This window comes from Hymenobacter properus, assembly GCF_015694735.1.
Classification (GTDB): domain Bacteria; phylum Bacteroidota; class Bacteroidia; order Cytophagales; family Hymenobacteraceae; genus Hymenobacter; species Hymenobacter properus.
The window spans coordinates 365,324-378,636 of record NZ_JADQDP010000002.1 but is presented as its reverse complement, the minus strand read 5'-3'; the positions used below and the strand labels follow the sequence as shown (position 1 = coordinate 378,636).

General features: G+C 59.7%; 11 protein-coding genes and 2 tRNA genes. 6 read left to right on the top strand and 7 right to left on the bottom strand.

Translation table 11 applies throughout. From position 1 onward, the window contains the following. Positions 1-35 precede the first annotated feature (35 nt). Together I2I01_RS07815 and I2I01_RS07810 are read right to left on the bottom strand one after the other, a co-directional pair. On the bottom strand, positions 36-2,195 hold the full coding sequence (locus I2I01_RS07815) for a glycoside hydrolase family 97 protein (protein ID WP_196285891.1): 2,160 nt from the start codon (positions 2,193-2,195) through the stop codon (positions 36-38). 252 nt (positions 2,196-2,447) lie between these two features. Continuing rightward, a complete protein-coding gene (locus I2I01_RS07810; protein ID WP_196285890.1) occupies positions 2,448-3,986 on the bottom strand; it encodes a DUF6377 domain-containing protein in 1,539 nt (512 codons plus the stop codon). On the opposite strand from I2I01_RS07810, the gene I2I01_RS07805 reads away from it, so the two are divergent. Next, a complete protein-coding gene (locus I2I01_RS07805) occupies positions 3,963-4,238 on the top strand; it encodes a hypothetical protein (RefSeq protein WP_196285889.1) in 276 nt (91 codons plus the stop codon). The two genes, I2I01_RS07810 and I2I01_RS07805, sit on opposite strands and share 24 nt — an antisense overlap. 16 nt (positions 4,239-4,254) lie before the next feature. On the opposite strand, the gene I2I01_RS07800 is transcribed toward I2I01_RS07805, so the two are convergent. Both I2I01_RS07800 and I2I01_RS07795 read right to left on the bottom strand, forming a co-directional pair. Then, positions 4,255-4,329: transfer RNA gene (locus tag I2I01_RS07800), tRNA-Val, on the bottom strand. Positions 4,330-4,414: 85 nt separating this feature from the next. Beyond that, positions 4,415-4,489 (bottom strand) — tRNA-Val (locus tag I2I01_RS07795). 254 nt (positions 4,490-4,743) lie between these two features. On the opposite strand from I2I01_RS07795, the gene I2I01_RS07790 reads away from it, so the two are divergent. Further along, positions 4,744-5,640 carry a TerB family tellurite resistance protein gene (locus tag I2I01_RS07790; protein ID WP_196285888.1) on the top strand — a complete coding sequence of 299 codons (897 nt, stop codon included), beginning with the start codon at positions 4,744-4,746 and terminating at the stop codon, positions 5,638-5,640. A gap of 204 nt (positions 5,641-5,844) precedes the next feature. Here I2I01_RS07790 and I2I01_RS07785 read toward each other — a convergent pair whose 3' ends face one another. Continuing rightward, entirely contained in the window at positions 5,845-6,957 is a 1,113-nt protein-coding gene (locus I2I01_RS07785) for a mechanosensitive ion channel family protein (RefSeq protein WP_196285887.1), read from the bottom strand. A 183-nt stretch (positions 6,958-7,140) separates the two neighbouring features. Further along, on the bottom strand, positions 7,141-8,403 hold the full coding sequence (locus tag I2I01_RS07780) for an ABC transporter permease (protein WP_196285886.1): 1,263 nt from the start codon (positions 8,401-8,403) through the stop codon (positions 7,141-7,143). 258 nt (positions 8,404-8,661) lie between these two features. On the opposite strand from I2I01_RS07780, the gene queA reads away from it, so the two are divergent. The 3 genes from queA (at position 8,662) to I2I01_RS07765 (ending at position 11,522) form a co-directional block, all read left to right on the top strand. Next, positions 8,662-9,711 carry a tRNA preQ1(34) S-adenosylmethionine ribosyltransferase-isomerase QueA gene (queA, locus tag I2I01_RS07775; protein ID WP_196286699.1) on the top strand — a complete coding sequence of 350 codons (1,050 nt, stop codon included), beginning with the start codon at positions 8,662-8,664 and terminating at the stop codon, positions 9,709-9,711. An 81-nt stretch (positions 9,712-9,792) separates the two neighbouring features. Then, on the top strand, positions 9,793-10,551 hold the full coding sequence (locus I2I01_RS07770) for a 2-C-methyl-D-erythritol 4-phosphate cytidylyltransferase (RefSeq protein WP_196285885.1): 759 nt from the start codon (positions 9,793-9,795) through the stop codon (positions 10,549-10,551). A gap of 170 nt (positions 10,552-10,721) precedes the next feature. After that, positions 10,722-11,522 (top strand): enoyl-CoA hydratase-related protein, encoded by an 801-nt coding sequence (locus tag I2I01_RS07765; protein WP_196285884.1) that lies wholly within the window; start codon positions 10,722-10,724, stop codon positions 11,520-11,522. A gap of 166 nt (positions 11,523-11,688) precedes the next feature. Here I2I01_RS07765 and I2I01_RS07760 read toward each other — a convergent pair whose 3' ends face one another. Then, positions 11,689-12,525, bottom strand: coding sequence for a hypothetical protein (locus I2I01_RS07760; protein WP_196285883.1), 837 nt, complete (start codon positions 12,523-12,525; stop codon positions 11,689-11,691). A gap of 183 nt (positions 12,526-12,708) precedes the next feature. On the opposite strand from I2I01_RS07760, the gene I2I01_RS07755 reads away from it, so the two are divergent. Next, positions 12,709-13,311 (top strand): DUF4142 domain-containing protein, encoded by a 603-nt coding sequence (locus I2I01_RS07755; protein ID WP_196285882.1) that lies wholly within the window; start codon positions 12,709-12,711, stop codon positions 13,309-13,311. Positions 13,312-13,313 lie beyond the last annotated feature (2 nt).

The following is a 13,313-nucleotide window of genomic DNA, read 5'->3' as shown; positions in this document are numbered from 1 at the left end:
AAGCGTTTATATAAAGCGAAAAGAAAGACCGGCGGCTACTTCACCGGCTTGAAGCTGACGGCTGCCCCGCCGCCCGGCGCCAGTTGTAGCTTCAGTACCGATTTGCTGGTCACCGTCTGCTTGGTAATGCGGTAGGCCATGGGGTTTTTCTGCCAGTCGGCCCCTTTGCCGTCGGCGTAAATAATGGCCTCGTAACGCTGGCCGGGCGTTAAAAAGTCCAGTTTCACGGCCTGTTGGCGGGCATTCTCGTCGGTGATGGCACCCAGGTACCACTCATCCTTGCCCTTTGCCTTGCGCACGGTGGTGAGGTAGTCGCCGGGCTCGGCGGCCAGAATGCGGGTATCATCCCAGTCCACGGGCACGTCCTCGATGAATTGGAAGGCGTCGAGGTGCTGGTTGTAAGCCTCGGGCAGGTCGGCGGCCATTTGGAGGGGCGAGTACATTGTCACGTACAGGGCCAGCTGCTTGGCCAGGGTGGTGTGCACCTGCTTGCATTGGTTACGGGCCGGGTTCCAGTCGTCGAGCTTAATCTGAAAGATGCCGGGCGTGTAGTCCATAGGCCCGCCCATGAGGCGGGTGAAGGGCAGGATGGTTTCGTGCTCGGGCGGGTTGCCGCTGCTCCAGGCGTTGAACTCGTTGCCGCGGGCGGCTTCGTTGGCCAGCCAGTTGGGGTAGGTGCGGTGCAGGCCGGTGGGCCGCACGCTCTCGTGCATGTCCACCATGATGCGGCTGTCGGCCGTGCGCTGGGCCGTGCGCACGTAGTGGTTCACCATCCACTGCCCGTCGTGGTGTTCGCCGCGCGGAATGATTCGGCCCACGTAGCCGGTTTTCACGGCGTCGTAGCCGTGCTGCTGCATGAAGCGGTAAGCGGCGTCCTGCCGGCGCTCATAATTTGTCACGGAGCTGCTCGTCTCGTGGTGCATGATGAGCTTGACGCCCTTGCCAGCGGCGTAGCGCTGCAGCTCGTCCACGTCGAAGTCGGGGTAAGGCGTCACGAAGTCGAAAACTTCCTCCTTCCAGTTATTGGCCCAGTCTTCCCAGCCCACGTTCCAACCTTCTACCAGTACGCCGGGGATGTGGTGCGCGGCGGCGAAGTCGATGTAGCGCTTCACGTTGGCGGTGTTGGCGCCGTGGTGACCGTTGTTTTTCAGGGCGTTCCAGTTGGTGCCGGCCAGCTTGATGTTGCTGGTGTCGGCGTAGTTCCAGCTGGCGCGGTTCACGTGCATCTCCCACCACACGCCCACAAACTTTTGGGGCTTAATCCAGCTGGTTTCAGCTACTTTGCTGGGTTCGTTCAGGTTTAGGATGAGCTTGCTGGCCAGCACGGCGGGGGCATTGTCGGCCACCACAATGGTGCGCCAGGGCGTGTGCTCGGGTGCTTGCAGGTAGGCCTTGGCGCCGGTGCCGGTGGCATCGGGCACCAGCTGGCTGCTCAGGCCGAAGGTTTGCGTGTTCACGTTCAGGAACATGGCCGGGTAATTCACCAGCGCCGCCTCGTGGATGTTCACGTACAGCCCGTCATCCGATTTCAGCATCAGCGGCGTCTGCACCCGCTTGGGGTCGGCCTTCTGCTGAATGGGCTCAATGGGCGTGGTGTTTACCTCGCTCAGGCGGCTGGTGGTGTAGGTATACTCGTTCGAATCGTAGTCGCCCGGAATCCAGAAGGCCTTGTGGTTGGCCGGCAGGTTGAACTCGGTGTGCTCGTCTTGCACCGTGAAGTACTGCAGGCGCGTCTGCCGCGGAAACTCATACCGAAAGCCTACCCCGTCGGCAAACACCCGAAACACCACGTCCATCTTGCGCCCGTCAGCCGCGGGCTGGCGAAGGTGCACCGTGAGCTGCTGGTAGTGGTTGCGAATGCTTTTCACCTCGCCCCACACCGGTTGCCAGGTCTCGTCTACGTCCTTGGTTTCGCTGCCCACCATCACCAGCGGCCCGTCAAAACCATTGCCATCGGCAAACGACAGGCCCAGCCGTGAGGGCTTGATAACCTCTTTCGGCCCTTTAACCATCCCTTCTTGTCTCAGCGACACCTCATTCGGGCCGTAAAACACGGAATAGGTAGGGCGTCTATCAGGCCCCAGCGCCACCCTCAGGCTGACTTTATCGAGGCGGGCGGTGAGAGGTGAAGCAGCCTGAGCGTGGGCGCAGTGCCCAGCTCCCAAGAGGCCAACGGCCAGTAGGATTCTTTTCATAAATAGGCATCGAATGCACCGAGCCCAGGGGCCTGGGTTGCATTCGTTTCGAGTGGGAATCCGACAAAGCTAGTCCCACCTTTACCTGCCCGTAAGTAATCAAGCCCTAATATAAAAATTATTAAGCTCCCATTAGGCAAACACGCTCACTAACAGCGCAGTATCACTTATAAAACGAGGCAAAATATTGACCTAATATTGCTGCATTCAAGTCAGTTTTGGCCGCAAAGCACCCCACCTTCGGCCATTTACCTACACCGCCTCGATGGCCTGAATGCGTGCCTCAAACTCCTCGTTCGGAACTACCGACCGGTTCTTCACCCGGGTCTTGTAAGTGTAAATCGTGTTGATGGAATAGCCCAGCATGCGGCTGATTTGCTCGCTGTCGGCAATGCCCAACCGGATGAGGGCGAAGATGCGTAGCTCGGCCGTTAGCAGCTGGTCATCGGAAAGCACCACCCGGTCTTCCTCCCGAAACAGCGCGTTGAATTGCGCAATGAAGTTGGGAAACAGCCGCAGAAAAACCGTGTCGAAGCCGCGCAGTAATTCGTTGCGCTCGGTCTTGATGTTGACGCCATCGACCAACTTTTGCAGGCCGGCGTACTGCTTGCTGCTCAGCAGGGCCTCTACCCGCTTTTTCAGGTTCTCCAGCTTGTCAATGTACTGTGAGTTGTTGTGGAAGTAGTAGCCAATGTACTCTTCCTTAATCTTGTTGGCTTCGTTGAGGCCGTGGTTGAGTTGGTACAGTTCGTTGTTGCGGGCCTGCAGCGCGCCGTTGGCCGCTGAAATGAGGCGGTCGGCCCGGCGCAATTTGCGCAGCGCCAGCGCGCTTACCACCGCAAAGGCAATAACCACCCCAGCCAGCGCTGTCATGATGATGGCATAAGTTTTCAGCGACTTGCGCTGGTTTTCAATGATGCTGATTTTCTGCCCCTCGATAATGGACGACACGTGGCTGATTTCAATCTGCCGCTGCCGCGCCTTGTAAAACGCCGCATTTTCGCGCGCTTCGCGGATGAAAGTATATGCGTTCTGGAGGTCGCCCTGCCGGTAGCAATAGTCGGAGAGCTTGAAGATGGCCGTGGTTTCCTTGGTGGCAGTTTTCACGTCGGCAATGGCCGCCAGCAGCAGCAGCTCAAACGCCTTGCCGGGCTGGCCAGCCAGCTCGTAGAGGTAGGCGGTGGTGCTGGCACTCACCGCTAGCTGGTGCAGCGTGAGGCGGGGCAGCTGCCGGATTTGCTGGTAAGCCGCAACGCCGGCCCGCAGGTCGTTGCGTTTCTGCGCCCTAAACTCCTGCACCGACAGGTAGTCGTAAGAACCGGGCCGGCTGAACTGCAGAGCCTTGTCGGCATACGCCAGGGCTTTGGCGTAGTAGCCCGGGCGATACACCTGGTCCTGGTTGAAGTTGCCTAGGTCGCTGTAAGCCCGGGCTTTCAGGAAATAGAAGCTTTGCTTATCTGGCCCGCTTAGCAGCTTTGGGTTGATGCGGTCCAGGGTGTCGAAGGTTTCCTTAAACAAGCCCGATGAGAGTAGCACAAAGGCCAGCTTCAACTTGGCCAGCTCCATCTTCTCGGGGCTGCGCAGCTGGGCCGCCAGGCGCGTAATCTTCTGGCAGTAAGCAAATGCCGAGTCGTACTTGAACGCCTTGTATTCCTCGTAAATCCGCACTCCCAGGTCGAACTTGGCATTGTCGCTGGCTTCGCTGGAGGCGAAGTCGGCCGTGAGGGCCGCAATGCGATTCAGGCGCTGCCCGTCGTATTCCTTCTTATGGGCCAGGGTTTGGTTGAGCACCGTAAGCAGGCTGTCGGTGGTGCCTGTTCGCTCTATTGCGCAAGCCCACAAACTGCTGAGCAGCAAGCCCCCAAAAAGAACAAAGCGCTTCAACAAGTAGCTCACGTTGCGGAAGAGCCGCGGCGCGGCTTTGAATCGGATGATACGGCGTCGGAAGCTGTAAAAAAACGAGTTGCGGCGAAAGGCCAAGGCAGCTTTCGCACCAAGCCAAACCGGGGCAAAAACAAAACCGCCACTCAATTCTACAACTGAGTGGCGGTTTTTCGTGTGGGAAGTAAAGGATTCGAACCTTCGACCTCTTGCGTGTGAAGCAAGCGCTCTAAACCAACTGAGCTAACCTCCCAAAAGCATAAACAACAAGCGCCAATTACACTTGCGGCAAAAAAAACAGCCACCTAGCTTAACGCCTAAGTGGCTGCTTCTCAGTGTGGGAGATGTAGGGTTCGAACCTACGACCCTCTGCTTGTAAGGCAGATGCTCTGAACCAGCTGAGCTAATCTCCCGTGGGGTTGTTCCCGTTTGGGATTGCAAAGATGGGAGGTGATTTTGGAAATGCCAAACGGAACGAAGCTTTAGCCTCTTGATTTTTTCGTGCAATCCATCATTTCAGCAGCAATTCATTCATTTTCAGGCAAAGAATTTTTCCTCAAAATTGTCGGCCGGTATCTCAATTGAGCAGTTTCCGGAGCTGGCAACGTATTCGGGCCACTCCCGTTAAGCTTCCAAATCTCACTTTCCAACCAAACTGTCTTTCCCAATGGATACCCAACTCCTCCAAAACTACTCCGAGCAAGAGAAAACAGCTTACCTGAGCGCCATTGCCAGCCTCGCCACTGCTGACCGCCAGGCCTCCCAGGCCGAAGGCCAGTTCCTGCAGGCACTATGCCAGCAAGCGGGCCTCTCCGAAAGCTCAACCCAGCAGGTGGCCGCTGCTGCCCAAAATGCTAGCAACGAAGGCATTCAGCAGAACCTGGACGCGCTGAAAAACAGCGACCTGCGCTTCTCGCTCGTCACCGACCTCATCAGCTTCGCGCGCGCCGATGGCTCCTACGCCAACGACGAGGAAGCCATGATTAGCAAGATGGCGCAGTACCTCGGCATCAACCCCGAGCAAAAACAGACGCTGGAAACCGTAGTGGACCAAGCCGCCAACGTGCCGCACGACCCGCAGGACCCCGCCAAGCAGGGCTTCTTCGACCGCATCGGCGACAAGCTCTCCAACGTGGGCATTCCCAAAAGCGCTCTGATGACGGGCCTGCTCGGTGTGGTGGCCCCCATGGTGATTTCGCGCGTGATGAGCGGCGGCAGCCAGAACCAGGGCTATGGCAACCAGGGTGGTGGTTTGTTGGGCGGCAGCATGGGCGGCCTGCTGGGCGGCGCGGCCCACAGCGGCCTGGGCGGCATGCTCGGCGGCTTGCTGGGCGGTGGTATGCTGGGCGGCCTCATGGGTGGCGGCAATCAAGCGGCCAACTACCCGCAGCAAGGCTCGGCCATTGGCAGCGGCGGTCTGGGCTCGATGATGTCCATCCTTGGCGGCCTGGGCGGGCGTCCTAACTCGCAGCCGGCCAGTGCGGGCGGCAGCGGCCTGGGTGGTTTGCTGGGCGGTGGCAGCTTGGGCGGCATGCTCGGCGGGCTGTTCGGCGGCAATCGCTAAATCTTGAACCACGGACCACGGATTCGCGCGGATTTTTCGAATGCCACAGATTTTGTGGACGCCTTTATCTTCTGATTGCACAAATAGAAAGGCCACTCATTGAGTGGCTTTTCTATTTTTAATTGAGCTCGGGGTTGATTTATGTGCATCCGTCCACAAAATCCGTGGCATCCGAAAAATCCGCGCGAATCCGTGGTCCGTGGTTCAGGGCTTGGTTGGCGGCGCTACCACCGGCGCGCCGGCAAACACGCCGCCGTGCTGCTCCACCATTTCCACGAGGCGGTAGTTAAGGTCTTCCTTCACGTCGAGGTACTCGTCGTAGCTGGTGGTGTCGACGAAGTACTGCACGGTGACTTCGCGGCCGGCGGGCGTGAGGGCGTTGAATTTCATTTGCACGTCTTGCGTCACCAGCGGGTGGGCCTGCATGGCGGCAATGGAGCCTGCGATGATGGCGTGGAGTTGGGCGCTGGTGGTTTTCTGGTCGAAGACGAGGGTGAAACCCACGCGGCGCGAGGTGCGCAGCGAGAGGTTATCCAGCGGCTTGTCAATCATGCTTTTGTTGGGTACGGTCACATAGCTTTTCTCGGCGGTGCGCAGGCGCGTGCTGCGGAAACCGATTTTTTCTACGGTGCCGCTCACGTCGCCGGCCGTCACAAGGTCGCCCACCCCAAAGGGCTGGTCGAGGAAGATGGTGAAGGAGGCAATAAGGTTTTCGAGGCTTTCCTTGGCTGCGAAAGCCACCGCCAGCCCGCCGATGCCAAGGCCGCCAATCAGGGCCGTCACGTTCACGTTGAAGACTTCGCCCAGCACCACCAGCACCCCGATGATGATAACCAGCACCTTCAGCAGGTCTTTGGCGAAGGGCAGAAACTGGCTGTCGAGCCGGGTAGCGGTGGCAGTTTGGCGCAGCTCGTTGCGGCGCTGCACCACCAGTAAAGCGAAGTCGACCAGCCGCAGCACCACCCAGGTAACGGTGAGAATAATGCCCAACAAAAACACGCGCAGCATTGCCACCTTGGGCCAGGGCTCAACCCCGGGCACGGCATCGGGCGGCAGTGGGTAGCGCAGCACCCCAAACGCCAGGTAGAGCGTGGCCAGCAGCAGCAGCACCGACAGCGGCTGAATCAGCAAATCGTGCAGTTCCCGCTCGGTCACCCCGGCCGTGTAGCGCTTGGTGAGTCGGAAAAGAATGGCACTCAGCAGCCGCGACATCAGCCGCCGCAATGCCGCGCCCACCAGCAGAATAAACCCGGCCAGCAAGTACTGGCCGATGGAATTGCCTAGAATTTCATGATTTAGAAAAGGAGGAAGCGTCATCAAGCAAGGAAATGGATACGCTGTAGAGACGCAGGTTGGCGCCGCGTGGTTGGGAGGGCATGGATGCAATAGCCAGCAAAAAGAACGTCATGCTGAGCGCAGCGAAGCATCTCTACTGCAGGAGTAATTATCTACTCTCGCGGTAAAGATGCTTCGCTGCGCTCAGCACGGCTTTTCCGCTCCCTACTTCGCCCGGATGGCAATCACCGGGTCCAGATTGGCTGCCACGGCCGCGGGCACGATACCGGCGATGACGCCAATGGCCACCGAAATGAGCAGGCCCAGTGCGATGCGGGCCGCTGTCATGGTGAGCGGCAGAGCGTCCTGCGGGATGGTAGTGACGAGCCACACCAGGAAAAGGCCGGCTCCGCCCCCGATAAGGCACAGGCAGATGGCCTCAAACAAGAATTGGAATAGGATGAAGAAGTTTTTGGCGCCCAACGACTTCTGTATGCCGATGATATTGGTCCGCTCGCGCACCGACACGAACATGATGTTGGCAATGCCGAAGCCGCCCACCAGCGTGGCCAGCCCGCCAATAACGGCCCCAATGACGCCGATGCGGCTGAACAGCGTGCCAATCATGGAGGCAATCATTTCGGGGCGGTTCAGGGCGAAATTGTCTTCCTCGCGGGGCTTGAGGCCGCGAATGTTGCGCATCACGCCCTGTATCTCGTATTCCAAATCGAGCAGGCCGGCGTCCTCGTCGCGGCCCTTCACGGCGATGGATGTGCTCGGGCCGTTGCCATAGCCGGTGGTACTCACGCTGAAGAGCTTGGCAAACAGACTGAAAGGAATGATGCAGTTGTCGTCGTTGCTGGCGATGGTGAGCAGCTTTTTACCCTCTTTCTCCATTACGCCAATGACGGTGAACGTGCGGCCGCGCACTTTGAACTCCTTGCCCAGGGCATTGCCATTGGGAAACAGGTTTTCGGCGATGATGGCGCCGATGATGGCAACGGGCCGGCCCGCATCCATCTCCTGCGTGGTGAAATAGCGGCCTTCTTTGAGCGGCACGTTGCGCACCGCCCGGAAATCGTAGGTGACGCCCTGCAGTACGCAGTCGGCCACCGAGTTGGAGCCGGCTTTGAACGTATTGCTGCCGCTGGCGGCAAACATGGCCACGCCCTTGTTGTTGGGCCCAAGCTGCCGGCGTAGCTGTTGGAACTCGCGCGGCGTGGGGTTGGGGCGGTTGAAGTATTTCCACCAGGGCGAATCGGGCGAAAAAATAAACGGCCATTTCTGGACGTAGATGATTTTATCGCCCACAAAATCGAGGCTGCTGCGAATGTTCGTTTCCAGCGAATCGACGACGGTGAAGACGGCGATGATGGAGAAAATGCCCACCGTGACGCCCAGCAGCGACAAAATAGTGCGCAACAAATTGGCCTTCAGGGCGTCGAGGGCAAAGCGAAAGCTTTCGAAGACGAGACGGAGCGTGAGCATGGCAAAAGGCAGGGATGCAGAAAAGAGGAATGGCGGCCGGTAGCGCCTGCAAAAGTGCACCGGATAACTTTCGCCGCGGGCGGCGGTTTTCCGTAGAGGCGTTTTACAAGCTCAAAAGAAGGGATTGCGCGGGGAAGTTGCTGACGGTGAAAGCCCGCCCATGCAACCAGCCTCCTCAAAAAAACCGATACTCCCGAAAAAAGCCGTACTTTTGCCTCCCCAAAATTCCGTATATTCCCCAATTACTGCCCTATGGCGATGAAATTGCATGAGTTCAAGTTTGAACTCCCCGAGGAGCTGGTGGCCATGCACCCGGCCCGCAACCGCGACGAAAGCCGCCTGATGGTGGTGCACCGCGCCACCGGCCAGATTGAGCACCGCAACTTCAAAGATATTCTCGATTATTTTGACGAAGGCGACGTGTTGGTGTTCAACGACACGAAAGTATTCCCCGCCCGCCTCTACGGCAACAAAGAAAAAACCGGCGCTAAAATCGAAGTGTTCCTGCTCCGCGAGCTGAACAAGGAGCTGCGCCTGTGGGATGTGCTGGTGGACCCCGCCCGCAAAATCCGCGTGGGCAACAAGCTGTACTTCGGCGAGTCGGACATGGTAGCCGAGGTGATTGACAACACCACTTCGCGCGGCCGCACCATCAAGTTCCTGTTCGATGGCACCGACGAGGAATTCCGCAAGGCCCTCTACGAGCTGGGCGAAACCCCGATTCCGAAGGAAGTCATCAACCGCGAAACCGAGCCTTCGGACAAGGAGCGGTACCAAACCATCTACGCCGAGCACATTGGCGCGGTGGCGGCTCCCTCGGCTGGCCTGCACTTCACCCGCGAGGTGATGAAGCGCATGGAAATCAAGGGCGTGGAGCCGGCGTTTGTGACGCTGCACGTGGGCCTGGGCACCTTCCGCACCGTGGACGTGGAAGACCTGACCAAGCACAAGATGGATTCGGAGAACTTCATCGTGACGGCCCCGGCCTGCGAGGTGGTGAACAAGGCCCTCGACGCCAAGAAGAAGGTGTGCGCCGTGGGCACCACCACCATCCGCGCCATGGAAGCCTCGGTGTCGGCCAATGCCCGCATGAAGCCCACGCAGGGCTGGATTGACCGGTTCATCTTCCCGCCTCACGATTTCAAAATCGCCAACTGCATGCTCACCAACTTCCACATGCCGGAGAGCACGCTCATCATGCTGGCGTCGGCCTTCGCCGGCTACCCGCTGCTGATGGAAGCCTACAAGGAGGCCATCAAAGAGAAGTATAAGTTCTTCAGCTACGGCGACGCCATGCTGATTCTGTAAGCATTCGAGCCGCTGGCTTTCGGAACGCCGGAATTCCTTGTCAGGAGTTCCGGCGTTCTTTTTTAACAGAACTTCGCGCCGATGAAAGCAAAGCGTCTCAGTACCCAGGCCCCCAAGCCTCAGCCCGTCCAAGCTCCCAAGTCCCCAGGTGCCCAAGCTCCGCGGTTCGCCATTCTGGTGGCCGGCGGCAGTGGCACCCGCATGGGCGCCGACCGGCCCAAGCAGTTTCTGCTGCTACGCGGCGAGCCTGTGCTGCTGCATACCCTGCGCCGCTTTGCCGAGACGGCGCTGGGCGTGCAGGAAATTGTGCTGGTGCTGCCCGCTGACCAATTCGATACCTGGCAAGGGCTGTGTGCACAGTTCGGCATTAACATTCCGCACCGGCTGGTGACGGGCGGCGCCACGCGCTGGGCATCCGTGAAAGCCGGCTTGGCAGCGCTGAGCGAACACCCCGAAGGCCTCGTGGCCGTGCACGACGGCGTGCGCCCGCTGGTGTCGCGCCAAGTGGTGGAGCGCACCTATGCCGCGGCCGCTACGCACGCCGCTGCCGCCGCCGCGGTGATGCCGAAGGACTCGGTGCGGTTGGTGTCGCAGCACGGCTCCTCGGCCCAAAACCGCAACCGCCTGCGCCTGATGCAAACACCCCAGACCTTCGAAATCGACCTGCTGCGCCGGGCCTACGCCATGCCGGAGTTGGCTTCGTTCACCGACGATGCCACGGTAGTGGACGACCTTTGCCGCGTGCAGTTGGTGGATGGTGACTATCGCAACCTGAAAATCACAACGCCCGAGGATTTGGTGGTAGCCGAAGCGCTGCTGGGCGGTGGGTTGGCGGATTAGTGAACTTAAAAGAACGTCATGCAGAGCGCAGCGAAGCATCTCGCGTGCAGCAGTAATTAATGATTAGTTGGAGCGGGCGAGATGCTTCGCTGTGCTCTGCATGACGTTCTTGCATTCTCAATCCCGCCACTCTACAAATCCACTACTTCACTGACCCACCAATCCACCCAATGGAATACACCAGCCTGCTCTACGACGTGCGCCCTGACGGCGTGGCCACCATCACCCTGAACCGCCCAGAAGTATTCAACGCTTTTAATGACCCCATGAGCTACGAGCTGCAGGATGCCCTGAAGCAAGTGGCACGCGATGCCGCCGTGCGGGCCGTGGTGCTCACGGGCGCCGGCCGGGCCTTTTGCTCGGGCCAGGATTTGAAGGCGGCGCAGGAGGCTGCTGCTGCTGAGGGGAAGCCCCGCTCCTTCTACGACTCGCTGCATCAGCGCTACAACCCCATCATTCGGGCCATGCGCGGGCTGCCCAAGCCGATTATTGGCCGGCTGAATGGCGTGGCGGCGGGCGCGGGCTGCTCGCTGGCGCTGGCTTGCGACGCCATTATTGCCAGCAGCGACGCTTCGCTGATTGAGGTGTTCATCAACATCGGGCTGGTGCCGGACTCGGGCTCGTCGTGGTTTTTGCCGCGGCTGGTGGGCACGCTCAAAGCCTTTGAGCTGTGCAGCCTGGGCTCGAAAGTGCCGGCCGATGAGGCGCTGCGGCTGGGCCTGGTGAACCAGGTGGTGGCGCCCGAGCAGCTCGACGAAGCCACTTACGCGCTGGCGTCCCGTTACGCTTCTGCTCCTACTAAGTCCATCGGCCTCATCAAGCAGATGCTGAACAAAGCCGGCGCGGCCACCCTGGACGAGATGCTGGATTACGAAGCCCACTGCCAGCAGATTGCCGGCGAATCGGCCGACTATCTGGAGGGCGTGAAGGCGTTCAGCGAGAAGCGCAAGCCGGCATTCAAGGGAGTCTGAACCACGGATTCGCTCGGATTTTCCGGATTCTACGGATTTTGTGGGCGTATCCGTACCGCAGAATTCAAGACATAAAAAAGGCCACCCTAACAGGTGGCCTTTTTCATTGAATTGTGGGACGTCTACAAAATCCGTGACATCCGAAAAATCCGAGCGAATCCGTGGTCTAGCGCAGGGTGATGGTGCGGGTGCGGCCGTTGATGGACACCGTGGCGGTATTGTCGCAGGCACCGTTGCCGTAGTCCAGCACCATGGTTTTGCCCTTGGTGTTGCTAATGCTGATGGTACCCTGCACGAAGTACTTGAAGCAGTCGCCGCGCTTGGTGAGGGGCGACTGCACGGTGGTGGTGTAGCCGACGCCGTTGCGGTTGGTGCCGGCCGAGGAGCCGGTCACGCTGAACACGTCATCCGAGAACTGGGGCGTGCCGAAGCCGGCCGTCTGGGTGAAGGTCCAGCTGGCGGTCCAGGAGTGGGTGCCGCCGTTGTTGGCGCGGATGATGCTGGCGTTGGTGACGTCCACCGAAAACGAACCCAGCCCAAGGTCGGTGAAGGTGCGGGTGGCGGTGTGCTGGTTGTCGTTAACAAAATAGTTCTGGCGCGTAACCACGGCGCCGGCGCGACGCGTCTGTACATCGGTGGTGAAGCGCACCAGAATCTGGCCGCGGCGGTAGCGGCCGTCGGGGCACAGGCAGTTGGTGGGCCCAAAGTCGATGGTAAGCGTGCGGGTGTTGTAGTCGTAGCTGCGGGTGGCGCAGGAGCCAAAGCGGGCGCGGAACTCAGCATCGGTGGTGGCGTAGGACGAGCCCTGCACGGTGGGGTCGGTGGGGCCGGCCAGCTTGGCGTCGGAGCTCACCGCGGTTTCGATATTGTCCTCGCTGCGGTCTTCGGCGGTGGTGATGTCGTCGGGAGCAGCATCGTCGGACTTACGGTTGCAGCTGGCGGTGAGCAGCAGGCCGCTGGCCAGGCAGGCAAAGGTGAGGGAGCGGAGCGAAAAGGTACGCATGGTGAAAAAGGTGGGAATATAAAGATGTTGAAAGATACGCTGCGTTTGTGGCCGTTTGGAGGCGGCGGGCAAGGCCAGGTTTAACGGCTTTTTAAAAAAATGCCGAAAACGCTAAAAAACCCGGCCCCTACGCCCGCGTATAGCGGGCCAGATTATTCCTTAACTTCTTCAAGCACCCTTACCATGCGCCTTTCGCTGAATATGTTGCCAGCCCTGCGGCGGTGGTCCTGCGGTGGGCTGGTAGTACTGCTGGCCGCCTGCTCCTCGGGCGGCGGCTCCGATGCCTCGGCCGAGGCCGACGCCTTGAACGAGCACAAAATCAATGAAGCGGCCATCACCGACAAGCAGGAGGCCGATGCCAAATTCCTGGTGCGGGCCGCCAGCAACGCCTTGCTGGAAGTTGAATTAGGCAAGCTGGCCCAGGCCCGGGCCGCGGCGCCGGCCGTGCGCGCCTTTGGCACGGAGGTGGTGCGCAGCCGCCTCGACCTGCTGGCTGCCCTCCGCACCCTGGCTGCCGCCAAGCAGCTGGCCGTGCCCTCAGCATTGGGCGACGACGAACAATCAGCTTATCACGAAGCCAGCACCCAAACCGGCAATGAGCTCGACAAGCGCGTGATGGCGCTGCTGGTGAAAACCCAGAAGCAGGACGAGGATGCCTTTGATGACATGAAGGACGACGCCTATGACGGCGACATTCGCGGCCTGGCCGCGAAGTACTATCCGCCCATCGACGAGCAGCTGGACGCTGCTAAGGAAGCGGCCGAAGCAGCGGAAAAACTGCCGTAGGC